Here is a 17,695-nt window from a genome sequence, read left to right as displayed (position 1 = left end):
GAGGTTATCCACAGGCTGCGGACGACGCGAACGGTTTGTCGGCGGCCCGGCGCAGAATGGGGGGCATGACTGAGACCACTGGTTCGACGACCGATTCCGTCCCGGAGTGGGAGCAGCGCTTCCGGGCCCCCCGGGTGTCGCTGCCCGACTGGGCGGAGGACGCACCGGACCGCGCGCTGTTCGTCTCCAACGCGACGGGGACGTACGAGCTGTACGCATGGGACCGGGCGACGGGCGGGCAGCGCCAGGTGACCGACCGGCCGAACGGGACGACGGACGGCGTGCTGACGCCGGGCGGCGAGGCCGTCTGGTGGTTCAGCGACACCGACGGCGACGAGTTCGGGGTGTGGATGCGCCAGCCGTTCAGTGCCGGGGGCGAGGGGAGCGCGGAGGTGACTGTGGACGAGCCGGCGGCTCCCGGGCTCGAACCGTCCTATCCGGCCGGGCTCGCCATCGGACGGGACGGAACGGCGGTGATCGGCCGTTCGACGGACGAGGACGGCACGACGGTCCATGTCGTACGGCCCGGGGCCGCGCCCGTGGAGATCTACCGCCACCGCGAGTCGGCCGGGGTCGGCGACATGTCGCACGACGGGACGCTGATCGCGCTGGAGCACACGGAGCACGGCGACGCGATGCACTCCGCGCTGCGGGTGGTGCGTGCCGACGGCACCACGGTCGCGGAGCTGGACGACACCGAGGGCGGCACGAAGGAGCTGGGGCTGGCGGTCCTCGGCTTCGCGCCGGTCGCCGGGGACACCCGGCTGCTGGTCGGGCACCAGCGGCGCGGCCGCTGGGAGCCGATGATCTGGGACCCGGTCGCGGGCACGGAGACGGACCTCGCCATCGACCTGCCGGGCGATGTGGGCGCCGAGTGGTATCCGGACGGCTCCGCGCTCCTCGTCGAGCACGGCTTCGAGGCCCGCAGCGAGCTGTGGCGGTACGAACCCGTCGCGGCGGACGGCGCCCTGGTGCGGGTGGAGACGCCCGCCGGTTCGGTCTCGGGTGCCACGGCCCGGCCGGACGGCACGGTGGAGTACCTGTGGTCGTCGGCCGCCGAGCCGCCCGTCGTCCGTTCGACGACCGGCGCCGTGGTGCTCGATCCGCCCGGGGCGAAGGCCCCGGTCTCCGTGCCGGTCGAGGACGTGTGGGTGGACGGGCCCGGGGGCCGTGTCCACGCGCTCGTCCAGCGCCCGGCCGCTCCGGCCGAGGGCCCGTTCCCGACCGTCTTCGAGATCCACGGCGGACCCACCTGGCACGACAGCGACGCGTTCGCGGCCGGGCCCGCCGCCTGGGTGGACCACGGCTACGCGGTGGTCCGGGTCAACTACCGCGGCTCGACCGGCTACGGGCGCGCCTGGACGGACGCGCTCAAGCACCGGGTCGGCCTGATCGAGCTGGAGGACATCGCGGCGGTCCGGGAGTGGGCGGTGAAGTCCGGCCTCGCGGACCCGGCGAAGCTGGTCCTGGCGGGCGGCTCCTGGGGCGGCTATCTGACGCTGCTCGGCCTCGGCACACAGCCCGGCGACTGGGCCGTGGGCCTGGCCGCGGTCCCGGTCGCGGACTACGTCACGGCGTACCACGACGAGATGGAGGCCCTGAAGGCGATGGACCGCACCCTGCTGGGCGGGACACCGGAGGAGGTGCCCGAGCGGTTCGAGGCCTCGTCACCCCTGACGTACGTCGACGCCGTGCGGGCACCCGTCTACATCTCGGCGGGCGTCAACGACCCGCGCTGCCCGATCCGTCAGGTGGAGAACTACGTGGACCGGCTGAAGGGCCGCGACGCCGTGCACGAGGTCTACCGGTACGACGCGGGCCACGGCTCGCTCGTCGTGGAGGAGCGGATCAAGCAGGTGCGCCTGGAACTCGACTTCGCCCGGCGCCATCTGGGAGACCCGGCCGAGGGGGCGTAGCGGCGGTACGGAGAGGCGAGGGACACGGCACGGGCGTGGCGTAGGAGCCGTATAAAGGGCTGCTTCCGGGGTGCCCCCGCTCCGGCGGGCCGGAGCGGGGACCGTACCGTGGAGGGGTGTACCGGTTCCTGCTGACCCCGCGATGGTGGGGGATCAACCTCTTCGTCGTGCTGGCCATCCCGTTCTGCGTGTTCATGGGCACCTGGCAGCTCGGCCGCTTCGAGGACCGCGTGCAGACGCACGAGGCCGCCGAGAAGCAGCCCGCCCCCGGCAGCCTGGCCGCCGAACCGCTCGACGAGCTGCTGCCCGTCGACACGGTGACCTCCGGCCGTCCCGCCACCGCCAGCGGCCGGTACGCCGATCAGTTCCTGGTGCCCGGAAGGAAGCTGGACGACCGCAGCGGCTTCTACGTCCTGGACATGCTGCGCACCGACGGCGGCAAGGCCCTGCCGGTGGTACGCGGCTGGCTGCCCGGAAAGGCCGGACAGACCCCGGTGCCGGCCGCGCCGACCGGCCGGGTCACCGTGACCGGCGACCTCCAGGCCTCGGAGAGCGCGGGCACCGCCGGGGTCGACGCGAAGGGCGGCCTCCCCGACGGCCAGGTCGGGATGATCAGCGCCGCGTCCCTGGTCAACCTCGTCACGTACGACGTGTACGACGCCTGGGTGACCCTTCAGGAGACCGGTGCCCGCACTCCCGCGTCCGGTACCGCCGGCGCCGCGCTCACCGACGCCCCGGGCAAGGACGGCGGCGGTCTGCGCCCCGTACCGGCCGCGGCGCCGCAGGGCAGCGGGCTCGACCTGAAGGCGTTCCAGAACCTCGGCTACACGGGCGAGTGGTTCGTCTTCGCCGCGTTCGTGGTCTTCATGTGGTTCCGGCTGCTCCGGCGCGAGGCCGAGGCGGCCCGGGACCTGCGGCTCGGCCTGATCGCCGACGAGGAGACCCCGGCGAACCCCTGACCGCCGCGGGCCTCATCCCGACGGGCCCGCACCCGGCGCCCGCGTGGCCGCAGTCGCGTCCCCGCCCCCTGTAACGACGCCTGTGTACGACGCCTGCCCCCGCGCCTACGACGAGGGTTCGAGCACGCCCGTCCGGTAGATCGTGCCCGCGCAGGCGTTGGCGATCTTCGTCTCGGCGACCGGGGCACCCGGCTCCGGCGTGTGCTGCACGGAGACGCTGCCCTGTGCCGCGCCGTCGCCCTCATCGCTGCCGAGCTGCGGTTCCGTACCCGTTTCGCCGTCCCCGGTCCCGCTGCCCGTGGTGGACCCGGCCGCGACCCCGGTGCTGCCGGCCGCGCCGTCCGTGGGTGTCGGGGAGGGTGAGCCGCCGGTGGTCGGACAGGTGTCCTGGGGCACCCAGGCGAACTGCACCTCGTAGACCATGTCCGGCTTCAGCAGGACCGTCGCCTCCTCCTCACCCGGATCGGGCAGTCCGGACGCCGGGTCCCCCTGGGTGTGCCGGACGACCACGATCCTGGCCGGGTCGGCCGCGCCCGCCGCCTGGAAGCCCACCGTGCCGCTGCTGCTCACCGAGCAGTTCTTGCCGGACACGTTGGCGATGCGGAAGGTTCCGTACACCGTGCCGTCGGCACCGGCCGCTCCGGTGCTCGCCGATGCGACTCCGAGCTGCTCGGGTGCGCAGGCCGGCATGACGGTCTCGGCGCTGGCGGCCGGGTCCGCGGGCCCGGCGGACACCTCGCCGTCCACGCCCTGCCCGCTGCTGTCCGACGGGGTGGCCGTACCGTCCGGGAGGCCGTGGTCGCCGCCCTGCTGTCCGTCGCCGCCACCGGTGCCGCCACCGTTGCCGGAGACCGCGCCCGGCTCGTCCCCGTTGCCGCCCTGCGCCTGCTCGCCGTGGCCGGCGATGGAGGGGCTGGCGGTGTTCGAGCCGTCGGAGCCCGCGACATGGACGAAGGCGGGGACCGCGGTACCGATGAGCAGGGCGGCCGCGGCCACTCCTACGAGCGCCTGCCGCCGGCGCGCACGCCGGGCGGGCACCGCGCGGTGCAGCTGGTCGAGCGTGCCCTCACCGGGTTCCAGGTCCTGCACGGCACCGCGCATCATCCGGCGCAACGCGTCCTCGTCGAGTGACGCACCGCCCGGGAAGGCGCTGCCCGGGAAGTCGCCGCCGGGGGCGCCGCCCGAGGACTCGGCGGCCCGGCCGAAGAGCGCGGCCGTGCTGCCGAACGCCGGGGTGTCGGCGTTCCCGTCGCCGGTGGGCCCACCGGCGACGGGCTGCGCGCCCTCTCCGGCCGCGCGGTCCGTGTGCGGGGTGTTCTCCGGCCCGTGGTTCACAATTCCGTTTCCAGTCCGGTCAATCCGATGTCCGCGAGAGGGCCTGCGCCGGTATCCGCTCCCGCCCTCGCGCCCGCGTTCCTCTTCGTGGTCGTGGTCGTGGCGCCGGCTCATGCCTGCGCCTCCATCACCACGCGCAGCGCCGCGATGCCCCGGGACCCGTACGCCTTCACCGAGCCCAGGGAGATCCCCAGCGTCTCGGCGACCTGCGCCTCGGTCATGTCCGCGAAGTAACGCAGCACCAGCACCTCCCGCTGGCGCCGTTGCAGCCCCCGCATCGCCTTGATCAGCGCGTCCCGCTCCAGCTGGTCGTACGCGCCCTCCTCCGCGCTCGCCATGTCCGGCATGGGCTTGGAGAGCAGCTTCAGCCCGAGGATGCGGCGTCGCAGTGCGGAGCGGGAGAGGTTGACGACGGTCTGGCGCAGGTACGCGAGTGTCTTCTCGGGCTCCCGTACCCGGTTGCGCGCCGAGTGCACGCGGATGAACGCCTCCTGCACGACGTCCTCACAGGACGCCGTGTCGTCCAGCAGCAGGGCCGCGAGGCCGAGCAGCGAACGGTAGTGGGCGCGATAGGTCTCGGTGAGATGGTCGACGGTGGTTCCGGCTGCCACGCTCTCCTCAGCGCCCTCGCGCTGCGACGGCAGCCCTGCCGGGCGAGCGGCGGGCATGGGCGCGATCACCGGCATACCGCCGGGCGCGCGGGGCCGTCTGAGCGGTCGCACCGAAGCGCCGCGCAAGGGGCCCACCACTGTGATATCGAGAACCTCTGCCACGCCAGTTGGACACGCTTCCCCCCGTCAGGGTTGTACGCATACGGCACCGCGTTTGACACCATGCGATATGCCTTCATACGTACCCGCTCTTCCCCAAATGCCCCGAATGTGCGCCTCGTCACGCAAGAAGTGACCGCTTAGACGCCTGCCACCCGACGGGTGGTTGCAACGGACCGAAAGGTCATCGTCGGACACCGCAACGTCCCAGCTCAAGAGGTTCAGACCAGCAACTTGCTCACAGGGCATTCACAGAGCGTACAAAACAGGTTCGATCAGGACCGGGGAAATTCGACAGCCACCGCTTCGGCGATCTGCGCCACGTTCAGCGCCGCGCCCTTGCGGAGGTTGTCGCCGCAGACGAAGAGTTCCAGCGCCCTGGGATCGTCCAGCGAGCGGCGGACCCGGCCGACCCAGGTCGGGTCGGTGCCCACCACATCGGACGGAGTGGGGTAGTCGCCGGCGCCCGGGCTGTCGTACAGCACCACACCGGGCGCGGTCGCCAGGATCTCGTGGGCCCGGTCGACGGCGACCTCGTTCTCGAAGCGGGCGTGCACGGACATCGAGTGCGTGCCGATCACGGGGACGTACACGCAGGTCGCGGAGACCCGCAGACTCGGCAGATCGAGGATCTTGCGGCACTCGTCGCGGATCGCCAGCTCCTCGGACGACCAGCCGTCACCGGCGTCCGTACCGGCCCACGGCACCACGTTGAGGGCGACGGGTGCGGCGAACGGACCGCCGTCCAGGTCGCCCACGACACGGCGTACGTCGCCCGGCTGCGTACCGAGTTCGGTGCCGGCCACCATCGACAGCTGCTCGCGCAGCGCGGCGACGCCTTCGCGCCCGGCCCCGCTCACGGCCTGGTAGGACGAGACGACCAGCTCCCGCAGGCCGAATTCGGCGTGCAGGGCGCCGACCGCGACGACCATCGCCAGCGTGGTGCAGTTCGGGCTCGCGACGATGCCGCGCGGTCTGATCCGTACGGCATGGGGGTTGATCTCGGGGACGACCAGCGGGACGTCCCCCTCCAGCCGGAAGGCCGCGGAGTCGTCGATGACGACGGCGCCCTTGGAAGCGGCGAGCGGCGCCCAGCGTGCGGACACCTCGTCGGGCACCAGGAACAGCGCCACGTCGACGTCGTCGAAGACGTCCTCGGTGAGTTCGAGGACCTCGGTCTCCTCGCCGCGCACGACCAGCTTGCGGCCGGCCGAACGCGGCGAGGCGATGAGTCTCACCTCGCCCCAGACATCCGCGTGCTGCGAGAGGATCTGGAGCATGACGCCACCGATCGCCCCGGTCGCGCCGACGACCGCGAGCGAAGGGCGGCGTGCGGTCATCGGCCGGTGCCCCCGTACACGACTGCCTCGTCGGAGTCGCTGTCGAGGCCGAAGGCGGTGTGCACGGCGCGCACGGCCTCGTTGACGTCGTCGGCGCGGGTGACCACCGAGATGCGGATCTCGGAGGTCGAGATGAGCTCGATGTTCACACCGACGTCCGACAGCGCCTCGAAGAAGCCCGCGGTGACCCCCGGGTTGGTCTTCATACCCGCGCCGACCAGGGAGATCTTGGCGATCTGGTCGTCGTAGCGCAGCGATTCGAAGCCGATCGTGGACCGGTTGCGCTCCAGGGCGTCGATGGCCTTGCGGCCCTCCGCCTTGGGGAGCGTGAACGTGATGTCGGTGAGACCGGTGGACGCGGCGGAGACGTTCTGCACCACCATGTCCATGTTGATCTCGGCGTCCGCGATGGCACGGAAGATCGCGGCCGCCTCGCCCGGCTTGTCGGGCACGCCGACGACCGTGACCTTGGCCTCGGAGACGTCGTGGGCGACTCCGGAGATGATGGCGTGCTCCACCTGCTGGTCCCCTTGCGGCTCGTTGCTGACCCAGGTGCCCCGCAGTCCCGAGAAGGACGAGCGGACGTGGATCGGGATGTTGTAGCGGCGTGCGTACTCCACGCACCGGTGCAGCAGCACCTTGGAGCCGGACGCGGCCAGCTCCAGCATGTCCTCGAAGGAGATCCAGTCGATCTTCCGGGCCTTCTTCACGACCCGCGGGTCGGCGGTGAAGACACCGTCCACATCGGTGTAGATCTCACAGACCTCGGCGTCCAGCGCGGCCGCGAGCGCGACAGCGGTGGTGTCGGACCCGCCGCGGCCGAGGGTCGTGATGTTCTTGCCCTCCTGGCTGACCCCCTGGAACCCGGCGACGATGGCGATGTTGCCCTCGTCGATCGAGGTCCGGATGCGGCCTGGCGTGACATCGATGATGCGCGCTTTGTTGTGGACCGAGTCGGTGATGACACCGGCCTGGCTGCCCGTGAACGACTGGGCCTCGTGGCCCAGGTTTTTGATCGCCATCGCCAACAGGGCCATGGAGATCCGCTCCCCGGCGGTCAGCAGCATGTCGAACTCCCGCCCGGCCGGCATCGGAGATACCTGCTCGGCGAGATCGATCAACTCGTCCGTCGTGTCGCCCATCGCTGACACCACGACAACCACCTGGTTGCCGCTCTTCTTGGCGTCGACGACTCGCTTGGCGACACGCTTGATGCCTTCGGCATCGGCTACGGAGGAGCCTCCGTACTTCTGCACGACAAGGCCCACGTGCGCTCCTCGCTCAATCCATTTATCGCGGTCGGCTCAGTTTAACGAGCAGTCCGGAAACGCCCCGCTGATATCACATGCTGAGATGTCCCGCTCACCACGTGATCATCGGCGTGTCGCCCCGAACTGCTCGTAGGAGGCTGCTGCCCGCCGTTCGCCCGGTCACTCCCTTATGTGTCCCAGCCCACACGACGAGCGGCGAGCTCCGCGGTCCGGGCAGGCGCCGCGCAGGACAACGCCGTGCACCTGGGGTTCATGCGGCCGCCGACCTGCGCTGCGACGGCTACCGAGGGCCAGCAACCGGCCCCTCGGCGCCCCTACTTGACCGGCCGCAGCCCCAGCGGGCCCGCGATCTCCTCGACCATCACGCGGCCCGCCTCCTCGGCCAGGTCGTCGTCTCCGGCGTCCTGGTCGGTGTCCAGGCCGTCGAGCTCCTGGAGGGGCTGGTTGAGCCGGATGTGGGCGATCAGGGACTGCAGGGCGCGCAGGGTGGCGGAGGCGGTGGAGCCCCAGTTGGAGAAGTAGGAGAACTGCCACCACCACAGGGCCTCCGTGGTGCGGTCCTCCTCGTAGTGGGCCAGCCCGTGGCGCAGGTCCGTGACCAGGTCGGCCAGGTCGTCGGAGATGCGGGCCGGGACCGGGGCCTTGCGCGGCTCGTACGGGTCGAAGACCTCGGAGTAGACGTCGATCGGCTCCAGCAGGGCGGCGAACCGCTCGCGCAGGCCGTCCGCGTCCGGCTCGGCACCGAGGTCCGGCTCGTAGCGCTCGTCGGGAAGGATGTCCTCGTACGCGCCGAGCCGGCCGCCGGCCAGCAGCAGCTGGGAGACCTGGAGGAGCAGGACCGGTACGGCCTCCTCGGGCTCCTCGACCTGGGACACCTCGGTGACCGCGACGATGAACGTCTTGATCTGGTCGGCGATCTGGACCGCGAAGTCGTCCGGGTCCTGAGTGACTGTGTTCAGCGTGGCGTCAGACATCGAGGAGACCTCCCATGGGCACGGTCGCAGACGGTGGGACGAAGATAACGGCGCTGAACGTAAAGCCGTCGTGAGACCGCGGAAGAACGGCCGGAAGAGGATCAGACATCGAGCAGGCGCCTCCCCTCGAAGGCGCGGCCGAGGGTGACCTCGTCCGCGTACTCCAGGTCGCCGCCCACCGGCAGACCGCTGGCCAGCCGGGTGACGCGCAGCCCCATCGGCTTGACCATCCGCGCCAGGTACGTCGCGGTGGCCTCGCCCTCCAGGTTGGGGTCGGTCGCCAGGATCAGTTCGGTGATGGAGCCGTCGGCGAGCCGGGCCAGCAGCTCGCGGATGCGCAGATCGTCGGGACCGACGCCCTCGATGGGGCTGATCGCCCCGCCCAGGACGTGGTAACGGCCCCGGAACTCACGGGTCCGCTCGATCGCGACGACGTCCTTCGGCTCCTCGACCACGCAGATGACCGTCCGGTCCCGGCGCGGGTCGCGGCAGATCCCGCACTCCTCCTGCTGGGCCACGTTGCCGCAGACGGCGCAGAAACGGACCTTGTCCTTGACCTCCAGCAGGGCGTGGGCGAGACGGCGCACGTCCGTCGGCTCGGCCTGCAGGATGTGGAAGGCGATCCGCTGCGCGCTCTTGGGACCGACGCCGGGCAGCCTGCCCAGTTCGTCGATGAGGTCCTGAACCACGCCTTCGTACAACGGAACGCCTTTCGGGCCGGGTCGGCCGAGTCGTGGTACGTACCGTAGGGGGTACGTACGGTCTTGGGTACGTCCGCGGTCGTACGGAACACGGCCGCGGCCGCGGGCGGTGCGCCCGCGGTCAGAAGGGGAGGCCGGGCATGCCGCCCAGGCCCTGGGCCAGCGGGCCCAGTTTCTGCTGCTGGAGCTGCTGGGCGTTCTCGTTCGCCGCCTGGACCGCCGCCACGACGAGGTCCGCGAGCGTCTCGGTGTCCTCGGGGTCCACCGCCTTCGGGTCGATGACCAGGCCGCGCAGCTCACCGGAGCCGGTGACCGTCGCCTTCACCAGGCCTCCGCCCGCCTGGCCCTCGACCTCGGTCCTGGCCAGCTCCTCCTGAGCCTCCGCGAGGTCCTGCTGCATCTTCTGAGCCTGCTGCAGCAACTGCTGCATATTGGGCTGACCACCACCGGGAATCACGGTCACTCCAGGCATTTCGACGACAAATGTTTCGGTAAGCCGAGCCTACGTGCTCCCCGGGCGGCGCGCCCCACCCACTGGCGAGCAACTCTTTCGAGTGAGTTCGGGTGGGCGATGGCTGGACTCCTATACCTGACCAGAGGCCCTGCGCACCCGGGAATACCGCGATTTCGACCCCATGGCCCACCATTCGGCGGTAGGAAGGGCATGCGTCCCGGCACACGCACGCGCATCTCCCGTCACGCAAGGTTACGCAAGGGGGACTGCGGGTCGCACCGGGCCAGTGAGCAGTGAGTGCACGGAGAGCAGAGATCCGCCCATCGTCGAGTACGCGGTCGAGCACACGCGTCGCTATGCAGCATGCAGAGGAGTACCCCGGTGAGTCAGCCGGAGATGCAGCCCGAAGGGCCGCCCCGCAACGAATCCGGTGTGCCCGGCCCGGCCGCTCCTTCCGGTACGGGCTCCGGCGCTCGGAGCCATGAGGCGCGGAGCCGGGATCTGACCGGGACACCCTTCCCGCTCGGCGACTGGGGCGAACCCGCGCAGCGGCTCGACGAGCTGTACCGGTGGGTCGAGGCCGACGCGCTGCGCACCGCCGACTGGTATCTGGGCGACCGGGTGTGGAAGCGGCGCGGCGCCAGGGCGCTGCGGCTGGGGACCGCCTTCGGGGCCGTCGCGGGCGCCGCGCTGCCGCTGCTCGATCTGACCGGCGCGCTGCACGGCGCGGCGGGCTGGGGGTATCTGTCGCTGCTGCTGGGCGCCGCGTGCATGGCGTGCGACCGCTACTTCGGACTGACCTCGGGGTGGATAAGGAATCTCGCCACGGCGCAGGCCGTGCAGCGACGGCTCCAGGTGCTCCAGTTCGACTGGGCCTCGGAGTGCGTGCGCGAGGTGCTCGGCCCGGCCGAGGGGACGGCGAGCGAGGCGGCCGAGCGGTGCCTGGGGGTGCTGCGGCGCTTCTCGGAGGACGTCACGGAGCTGGTGCGGTCGGAGACCGCGGACTGGATGGTGGAGTTCCGGGCCGGTCCCGCGCCGATGGGGATGCAGGCGCTGGTCTCCGGGGGTTCGGGCGGCGGGCGTACGGAGCCGGGTGCGCAGCCGGGACGCTTCCCGCTGCAGTCGATGAGCCGGCCGAACATGCCGCGGCAGCGGCCGCCGGAGTCCCCGCGGTGACCGGTCACCGGTGAGCACCGCGGGGGCGGCGGGGCCGGGAGGCCGGTGGCCTCTCAGCTGAAGATGATCATCGAGCCCTGGGCGAGGCTGCGGGTGACCGCCGCGTGCAGGCCGAGCCAGACGTGGCGCTCCCGGGCGAACGGGTTGTCGTCGTAGGGGATCGGACTCGCCGGTTCCTCCAGCGAGGTGGGCGCGGCGGGCGGCAGCGGGGCGGCCGGCGGATTGGCCGGATCGATGCCGATGGACGCGGCGACGAACTCCAGCTCCCGCAGCAGCCCGTGCGCCGAGCCGAGCGGGCCGCCGCCCTCCAGCAGGTCGTCGTTGGTCAGCGGCGCGGCGAAGTCCACGGGGACGTACGCGCCCGCGTGGTCGTAGTGCCACACCAGATGCGACTGCTGGGCGGTCGGCTCGAACATCTCCAGCAACTGCTCGTAGTCCCCGCCCAGTTCGTCGACGGGGGTGACGGCGAGGCCGCTGAGCTGAAGGAGATAGGCGCGGCGCAGGAAGTGCAGCGCGTCGTAGTCGAAGCCCGCGACCGGGGCCACGTCACCGGTCAGGCCGGGCATGTAGGCGTAGACGGGTACGGGCGGCAGCCCTGCCTCGCCCAGCGCTTTGTCGTAGACGGCTATCTCATCGGCGAACGGGTTGTCGGGGCTGTGGCACAGCACATCGACGAGGGGGACCAGCCACAGGTCACAGGCCACGAAGTCTCGCTCTCATGCGGGGATGCGTGCGGTGGTGCGATGGTCGGGACAGCGTAATGCGGTCGGGACGTCGCGCACAGTGCTCCCTCACGACGGACTTCGCCGGGCCGCCGCGGCCGCCCGCGCGCTCAGGCCTCCGGACGCCCCGGGTCCGCGGAACCGTCCGGTCCGTCCGGCTCCGGGCCGGGCCCGGGCGGGGCCGGATCGCCGGCCGCCAGCCGGTCCGCCCAGCTCAGTGCGTGGTTGTTGTAGTCCTCGACGGCCGCGCGCAGGGCGTCGCGGTCGCGGTGCGAGATCGCGGCGACGAGGTCGGGGTGCCCGTTCCAGAGCCAGTCCCGTACGTCCGCGTCGCCCCGCAGGTACGGCACGGCGAACACCCAGGCCTGGACGCGCAGCCGGTGGAGGAAGTCGGTGATGTAGGTGTTGCCGACGAGGGCGCCGAGCTCGCGCCAGAAGCGCAGGTCGTAGCCGATCAGGATGTCCAGGTCGCCGCCGCGCGCCGCGCGGGAGGCCTCCTCGGCGCGGCGGCGTACGGAGACGAGCGCGTCCCGGTAGGCGGTCTGCCGGGCTCCGCCGGGGGACGGCGAGGTGAAGACCTCCCGGATGACCCCGTCCATGACCAGGGTGCGGGCCTCCACCATCGCGCGGTAGTCGGCGACGCTGAACTCGTACACCCGGAACCCGCGGTGCTGGTCGGATTCGAGCAGGCCCTGTGCGGCGAGGTCGAAGAGCGCCTCGCGGACGGGCGTGGCGGAGACGCCGTACTGCTCGGCGATCTGCTTGACGGTGAACTCCCGGCCGGGCTGAAGACGCCCGGCGAGCACCTCGTCACGCAGCGCGTCCGCGATCTGCTGCCGCAGCGTACTGCGTGTGACAGCTCCGCTCGCGCGCATGGCGCCCCTCCCCTGTTTCGGCCTCGGGTCACCTTAGACGAGGGCGCGGGGAGGGGCGCGGCGGCGTTACGCGGTGTGTTCGTCGGCCACCGACAGCGCGGCGTCGAGCGCGGCCAGCCCCTCCTTGGCCTCGGCCTCGGTGACGTTGCAGGCGGGGACGGCGTGGGTGCGGTTCATGTTGATGAAGGGCCACAGGCCGTGCTTCTTCGCCGCGGCGCCGAAGGCCGCCATCGGCGCGTTGGCCTCGCCCGTCGCGTTGTACGGGACCAGCGGCTCGCGGGTCTCCTTGTCGCGGACCAGCTCCAGCGCCCAGAACGCGCCGAGGCCGCGGACCTCGCCGACCGACGGGTGGTTCGCGGCGAGCTCGCGCAGACCGGGGCCGAGGACGCTCTCGCCGATGTGGGCGGCGTTCTCGATGACCTTCTCGTCCTCCATCACATGGATGGTGGCGACGGCGGCGGCGCAGGCCAGCGGGTGGCCGGAGTAGGTGAGGCCGCCCGGGTAGGGGCGGGTGTCGAAGGTGGCGGCGATCTCGGCGGAGATGGCGACGCCGCCGAGCGGCACGTATCCGGAGTTCACGCCCTTGGCGAAGGTCAGCAGGTCGGGCGTGACGTCGAAGTGGTCGGCGGCGAACCACTTGCCGGTGCGGCCGAAGCCGGCCATGACCTCGTCGAGGACGAAGACGATGCCGTACCGGTCGCAGATCTCGCGGACACCGGCGAGGTAGCCGGGCGGCGGCGTCATGATGCCGGCCGTGCCCGGGATGGTCTCCAGGATGATCGCGGCGATGGTCGACGGGCCCTCGTAGGCGAGGGTGTCCTCCAGGTGCTGGAGCGCGCGGGCGCACTCCTCGGCCTCGGTCTGCGCGTAGAACGGCGAGCGGTAGAGGAACGGGGCCCAGAACCGGACGACGCCGGCGGAGCCGTTGTCCGACGCCCAGCGGCGCGGGTCACCGGTCAGGTTGATCGCGGTGGAGGTGGCGCCGTGGTACGAGCGGTAGGCGGAGAGCACCTTCGTACGGCCGGTGTGCAGCCGGGCCATCCGGACGGCGTTCTCGACGGCCTCCGCGCCGCCGTTGGTGAAGAAGATCTTGTCCAGGTCGCCGGGGGTGCGCTCGGCGATGAGGCGTGCGGCCTCGGAGCGCGACTCGATCGCGAAGGCGGGCGCGAAGGTCGTCATCTTCCCCGCCTGCTCCTGGATCGCGGCGACGACGGTGGGGTGCTGGTAACCGATGTTGGTGTAGACGAGGCCGCTGGTGAAGTCGAGGTAGCGGTTGCCGTCGTAGTCCCAGAAGTACGACCCCTCGGCGCCGGCGACGGCGAGCGGGTCGATCAGGCCCTGAGCGGACCAGGAGTGGAACACGTGCGCGCGGTCGGCGGCCTTCACGGCCGCCCCGGCGGCGGAGTCGGGCGTGGGATGAGGGGTCATGCGACGAGCGTAGGCGGCGGCGGACGGCGCCCGGTATGGCCACCTTGTATGGCGTGGAGCGCCTGGTTCGGCAGGATGTCGGGTCTGCGCGGGCCCCCGCTCCGTGACGGAAGGACCGGCGGCCCGGACCCACGCCGGGTGCGGGGGCACGGTGCCCGCCGGACCGCGCCCCCGCGCACCGGCACCCGCCGGTGCGAACCGCGCCGCTATTCTCGACCCCGTCCGGCGTGTCGCCGTACGGGGGAGGACTGCACACCATGGAGAAGCTCGGGTCCGCCGATCCGCAACGCATCGGCGCCTACCGGCTGCTGGGCCGGCTCGGGGCGGGCGGCATGGGCCAGGTCTATCTGGCCCGCTCGGACCGCGGCCGCGTGGTCGCGATCAAGCTGGTCCGCGAGGAGCTCGCCGAGCGGCAGGAGTTCCGCGACCGGTTCCGGCAGGAGGTGCTGGCCGCCCGCCGGGTCGGCTCGACCTGGACCGCGCCCGTGCTGGACGCCGACACCGAGGCCGCCGTTCCCTGGGTCGCCACGGGGTATGTCGCGGGCCCCTCCCTCCAGGCCACCGTCTCGGGGCGCGCGAGCACCTCGGCCGGTCCGGCCCCGGGGGCGTACGGACCACTGCCCCACCGCTCCGTGCACATCCTGGGCACCGGCCTCGCCCACGCGCTGCGCGCCATCCACGCCGCCGGGCTCATCCACCGCGACCTCAAGCCGTCCAACATCCTGCTGACGATCGACGGCCCGCGCGTCATCGACTTCGGGATAGCCCGGGCACTCGACACCGTCACCGACGGCGGCCTCACCCGCACCGGCGCCCTGGTCGGCTCCCCCGGCTTCATGTCGCCCGAGCAGGTGCGCGGCGAGCGCGTCACCACCGCGTGCGACGTGTTCTGCCTGGGCTCGGTGCTGGCGTACGCGGCGACCGGCCGGCTGCCGTTCGGCGTGGCGGCCAGCGGGGTGCACGCGCTGATGTTCCGGATCGCGCAGGAGGACCCGGACCTGACCGGGGTGCCGGCCGATCTCGTGGAGCTGATCCGGCACTGCCTGCACAAGGACCCCGGGGCCCGTCCTTCGACGGACGAGATCCTGGCGCGGCTGGACGGGGGCGACACCGTGGAGCCCTGGCTGCCGGGCGCCCTCATCGCCCAGCTCGGCCGCCACGCGGTGGGCCTGCTGGACTCGGAGGACCCGATGGACGCGGTCCCGCCCGCACCCGCACCGGCACCGGCGGACACCGCCCCGGCCGAAGCCGCACCCGCACCCGCACCCGCACCCGCTGACACCGTTCCGAACGATGGCGTCCCGACCGACGCCGTTCCGAACGACACCGTTCCGCACGACGCCGTCCCGCACGACGCCGTTCCGGACAACGCCGCCCCCGGCGGTACGGCACCCGTCCACGCGGCAGCCGCGAACCCCCCGCAGCTCCCCGCAGGTCCGCCCCCCGTCGCGCCCGCGCCCCCCGTACCCTCCGCCCCCTCCGCCCCTCCGGCCACCGTCGTCGAGACACCCGCCCCGGCCGCGCCGCCCGCGCCCTCTCCGGCCGAGCCGTCCCTCCCCGGAGCGTCCTTCCCCGCGTACGGCTATCCGCAGCAGCCCGCCCAGCCGTACCCGGTCCAGGGCTACGGCGTACCGCAGCAGCCGGCCCCCAACCAGGGCTACGCGTACGGGTACCCGCAGCAGCCGGGCTTCGGCTCCACGCCCCCGTACGGCCCGGCCCACCCGGCCGGCGGGCAGCCGACCGCGCCCGCGCGCCGGAGCACCGGTTCGACCATCGCCCTCGTCGTGATCGCCGTGCTCGTCGCCATCGGGGCCGGTGGGTCCGTCTACGCCCTGATGAACGACCGCGACGCGACCACCACGGCCGACCCCACCCGCTCGGCCGGCCCCTCCCCGGCGGACGACTCCTCCAACTCCCCGTCCCCCGACGGTCCCCCGGACCCCTCGCCAAGCGACGACGCGCAGAACGGCGACGACGACGGCATCCCGGAGGGGTACCTCGGCACCTGGTCCGGCAGCATCGACAACGCCGCCGGCCACTCCACCCGCGAACTCGTCATCCGGCAGGGCCAGGTGGGCGACGCCGTCCTCACCCTCACCGCGGAGGGCCCCATGGACACCGGCGGCACCTACCGCTGCGTCTTCCAGGCGGATCTGGCATCCGTGCCGTCCGAAGGCGAACCGGTCAGCGTCGGGCCGTCCACGGTGACGCTGGGCGAACCGATGACGTCCTGCACCCCGGGCAGTGCCACCACGCTCACCCTGCTCCCCGACGGCACCCTGAGCCGTCTCAACACGGACTCCGGCGAGAAGCTCACGTACACGAAGACCGACTGACCCGGCTCAGGCCGCACCAGCCCGGCACCGGCGAACCCCGCCCCTACATCAGCGGCTTGACGGACATGAGCAGGTGCTGGTGGGTCCCCCCGGCCGGGCCCGTCGCGTCCTCCCGCGTCGCATGCCCGGTGACCATGGCGCGCTGCCCCGGACCCATCAGGTGGAACCGGATGACCGGGGCGTCGAACGAGGACAGCGCGTCCATCAGGTACGACGGATTGAAGGCGACCGTCAGCTCCTGGGTGCCCACCAGTTCGGCGGGCAGCCGCTGGGAAGCCACGTCGTCCTCGTAACCCGCCTGGAGAAGCACCGAACCGTCACGGAAGGCGAATTGGAGCGGACTGTCGCCGTCCGCCACCACCGAGACCCGCTTCACCGCCTCGACCAGGGGCTCGCGCTCGGTCACCGCCGTGACCGGGTCCGCCATCGCGAACAGCTTGTCGTGGCGCGGCAGTCGGCCGTCCAGGAGCCGGACCGTCGTGCGCGTCCCGGCCAGCTCGAAGCCGGCCGACCCGCCGTCCAGGGCGAGGCTGACCAGGCCCGCATGGCCGAAGGAGCGGGCGATCTCGGAGAGTCTGCGGGCCGAGACCAGGACATCGGCCGTGACGTCCGCCGCCGCGGGCTTCCACCCCAGCGTGCGGACCGCGAAGCGGTACCGGTCGGTGGCCGCCAGGGTCATCCGGTCGCCGTCGAGCCCCAGCCGGATGCCGGTCAGCGCCGGCAGGGTGTCGTCCCGGCCCGCCGCCACCGTCACGTCCGCGACGGCCGCCGCGAACTCCCCTGCGTCCACCGCCCCGAGGACCTCCGGCAGCGGCGGCAGCGCCGGATAGTCGTCGAGCGGCAGCACCGAAAGACCGAATCCCGCACCGCTGCCCGTCACCGTGAACCGGGAGCCCTCCACGGCGCATTCCACCGCCCCCTCGGGCAGCACCCGGCACACGTCCAGCAGCCTGCGGCCCATGACCAGCACCTTGCCGGGCCGTACGGTCTCGGCGTCCACCTCGATCCGGGCGGACGCCTCGTAGTCGAGGCCGGAGATGCCGAGCCGGCCGTCCGCGGCCTCCAGCAGCAGACCGCCCAGCACGGGAACGGGAGAGCGGGTGGGAAGCACCCGGGCCGCCCAGGCCACCGCGTCGGCCAGCCGGCCGCGCTCGATCCGGAACTCCATGGTGGTGACCTCTCCTCGCACGCCGGCCGTTTCAGGCTTCCGACGTTAAGGGGCACCACTGACAACGCGACGAAGAGGCGGTTGCGGCCGACGACAGCGGCCACCCCCGTGAGCCGCTGCCGTCGTCCCCCGTGCCTCTCCCCCGAAAGGCCCGCAACCGCGTTCGGACTCTAGGTTGCGGGGTAGTCGACGCGAAAGATTCAGTTCGCACGGTGTGGCCGGACCGGGGTATCAGTTCGCACAGCCAAACCGGTACTCTGCACTCCGGTT

Annotated in this window: 15 protein-coding genes; 4 read left to right on the top strand and 11 right to left on the bottom strand. The window is 72.2% G+C overall.

Translation table 11 applies throughout. The features are described from left to right. Nucleotides 1–56: 56 nt before the first annotated feature. Both OG521_21515 and OG521_21510 read left to right on the top strand, forming a co-directional pair. Nucleotides 57–1,916 (top strand): prolyl oligopeptidase family serine peptidase, encoded by a 1,860-nt coding sequence (locus tag OG521_21515; protein WUW23217.1) that lies wholly within the window; start codon nt 57–59, stop codon nt 1,914–1,916. A 116-nt stretch (nt 1,917–2,032) separates the two neighbouring features. Continuing rightward, a complete protein-coding gene (locus OG521_21510) occupies nt 2,033–2,875 on the top strand; it encodes an SURF1 family protein (GenBank protein ID WUW23216.1) in 843 nt (280 codons plus the stop codon). Nucleotides 2,876–2,980: 105 nt separating this feature from the next. On the opposite strand, the gene OG521_21505 is transcribed toward OG521_21510, so the two are convergent. The 7 genes from OG521_21505 to OG521_21475 all read right to left on the bottom strand — a co-directional run bounded on the left by OG521_21505 (nt 2,981) and on the right by OG521_21475 (nt 9,723). Beyond that, a complete protein-coding gene (locus OG521_21505) occupies nt 2,981–4,210 on the bottom strand; it encodes a hypothetical protein (protein ID WUW23215.1) in 1,230 nt (409 codons plus the stop codon). 110 nt (nt 4,211–4,320) lie between these two features. After that, complete coding sequence (locus tag OG521_21500) at nt 4,321–4,983, bottom strand: SigE family RNA polymerase sigma factor (protein WUW23214.1); 663 nt, start codon at nt 4,981–4,983, stop codon at nt 4,321–4,323. Between the two features lie 272 nt (nt 4,984–5,255). After that, nucleotides 5,256–6,320, bottom strand: a complete 1,065-nt coding sequence (locus OG521_21495; GenBank protein ID WUW23213.1) for an aspartate-semialdehyde dehydrogenase — start codon at nt 6,318–6,320, stop codon at nt 5,256–5,258. Beyond that, nucleotides 6,317–7,588: an aspartate kinase gene (locus OG521_21490; GenBank protein WUW23212.1), complete on the bottom strand. Its 1,272-nt coding sequence runs from the start codon at nt 7,586–7,588 to the stop codon at nt 6,317–6,319. Before OG521_21490 ends, OG521_21495 begins: the two co-directional genes overlap by 4 nt. Before the next feature lie 317 nt (nt 7,589–7,905). Next, a complete protein-coding gene (locus OG521_21485) occupies nt 7,906–8,565 on the bottom strand; it encodes a DUF5063 domain-containing protein (protein WUW23211.1) in 660 nt (219 codons plus the stop codon). A 101-nt stretch (nt 8,566–8,666) separates the two neighbouring features. Then, on the bottom strand, nt 8,667–9,266 hold the full coding sequence (recR, locus tag OG521_21480; protein WUW23210.1) for a recombination mediator RecR: 600 nt from the start codon (nt 9,264–9,266) through the stop codon (nt 8,667–8,669). Nucleotides 9,267–9,387: 121 nt separating this feature from the next. After that, nucleotides 9,388–9,723 carry a YbaB/EbfC family nucleoid-associated protein gene (locus tag OG521_21475; GenBank protein WUW26758.1) on the bottom strand — a complete coding sequence of 112 codons (336 nt, stop codon included), beginning with the start codon at nt 9,721–9,723 and terminating at the stop codon, nt 9,388–9,390. A 378-nt stretch (nt 9,724–10,101) separates the two neighbouring features. Here OG521_21475 and OG521_21470 point away from each other — a divergent pair, with 378 nt between their 5' ends. Then, nucleotides 10,102–10,896, top strand: coding sequence for an SLATT domain-containing protein (locus tag OG521_21470; GenBank protein WUW23209.1), 795 nt, complete (start codon nt 10,102–10,104; stop codon nt 10,894–10,896). A gap of 53 nt (nt 10,897–10,949) precedes the next feature. Here the strand turns inward: OG521_21470 and OG521_21465 are convergent, their stop codons facing one another. The 3 genes from OG521_21465 to OG521_21455 all read right to left on the bottom strand — a co-directional run bounded on the left by OG521_21465 (nt 10,950) and on the right by OG521_21455 (nt 13,921). Further along, the gene (locus OG521_21465; protein WUW23208.1) at nt 10,950–11,600 is read right to left on the bottom strand and encodes a hypothetical protein; all 651 of its coding nucleotides are present in this window, start codon (nt 11,598–11,600) and stop codon (nt 10,950–10,952) included. Nucleotides 11,601–11,728: 128 nt separating this feature from the next. Then, on the bottom strand, nt 11,729–12,493 hold the full coding sequence (locus OG521_21460; GenBank protein WUW23207.1) for a GntR family transcriptional regulator: 765 nt from the start codon (nt 12,491–12,493) through the stop codon (nt 11,729–11,731). Between the two features lie 66 nt (nt 12,494–12,559). After that, entirely contained in the window at nt 12,560–13,921 is a 1,362-nt protein-coding gene (locus tag OG521_21455) for an aspartate aminotransferase family protein (protein ID WUW23206.1), read from the bottom strand. Nucleotides 13,922–14,178: 257 nt separating this feature from the next. Here OG521_21455 and OG521_21450 point away from each other — a divergent pair, with 257 nt between their 5' ends. Then, nucleotides 14,179–16,257, top strand: a complete 2,079-nt coding sequence (locus OG521_21450; GenBank protein WUW23205.1) for a protein kinase — start codon at nt 14,179–14,181, stop codon at nt 16,255–16,257. A 43-nt stretch (nt 16,258–16,300) separates the two neighbouring features. Here OG521_21450 and dnaN read toward each other — a convergent pair whose 3' ends face one another. After that, entirely contained in the window at nt 16,301–17,425 is a 1,125-nt protein-coding gene (gene dnaN, locus OG521_21445; protein WUW23204.1) for a DNA polymerase III subunit beta, read from the bottom strand. Nucleotides 17,426–17,695 lie beyond the last annotated feature (270 nt).

The organism is Streptomyces sp. NBC_01463 (assembly GCA_036227345.1).
GTDB lineage: Bacteria > Actinomycetota > Actinomycetes > Streptomycetales > Streptomycetaceae > Streptomyces.
This window is presented reverse-complemented; position numbering and strand designations above follow the sequence as displayed.

What these genes read in the sequence shown, in the direction of transcription:
- OG521_21515 (WUW23217.1), top strand. Translation starts at nt 57, where the DNA reads ATGGGGGGCATGACTGAGACCACTGGTTCGACGACCGATTCCGTCCCG.
- OG521_21495 (WUW23213.1), bottom strand. Translation starts at nt 6,320, where the DNA reads ATGACCGCACGCCGCCCTTCGCTCGCGGTCGTCGGCGCGACCGGGGCG.
- OG521_21485 (WUW23211.1), bottom strand. Translation starts at nt 8,565, where the DNA reads ATGTCTGACGCCACGCTGAACACAGTCACTCAGGACCCGGACGACTTC.
- OG521_21460 (WUW23207.1), bottom strand. Translation starts at nt 12,493, where the DNA reads ATGCGCGCGAGCGGAGCTGTCACACGCAGTACGCTGCGGCAGCAGATC.
- OG521_21455 (WUW23206.1), bottom strand. Translation starts at nt 13,921, where the DNA reads ATGACCCCTCATCCCACGCCCGACTCCGCCGCCGGGGCGGCCGTGAAG.
- OG521_21450 (WUW23205.1), top strand. Translation starts at nt 14,179, where the DNA reads ATGGAGAAGCTCGGGTCCGCCGATCCGCAACGCATCGGCGCCTACCGG.
- dnaN (WUW23204.1), bottom strand. Translation starts at nt 17,425, where the DNA reads ATGGAGTTCCGGATCGAGCGCGGCCGGCTGGCCGACGCGGTGGCCTGG.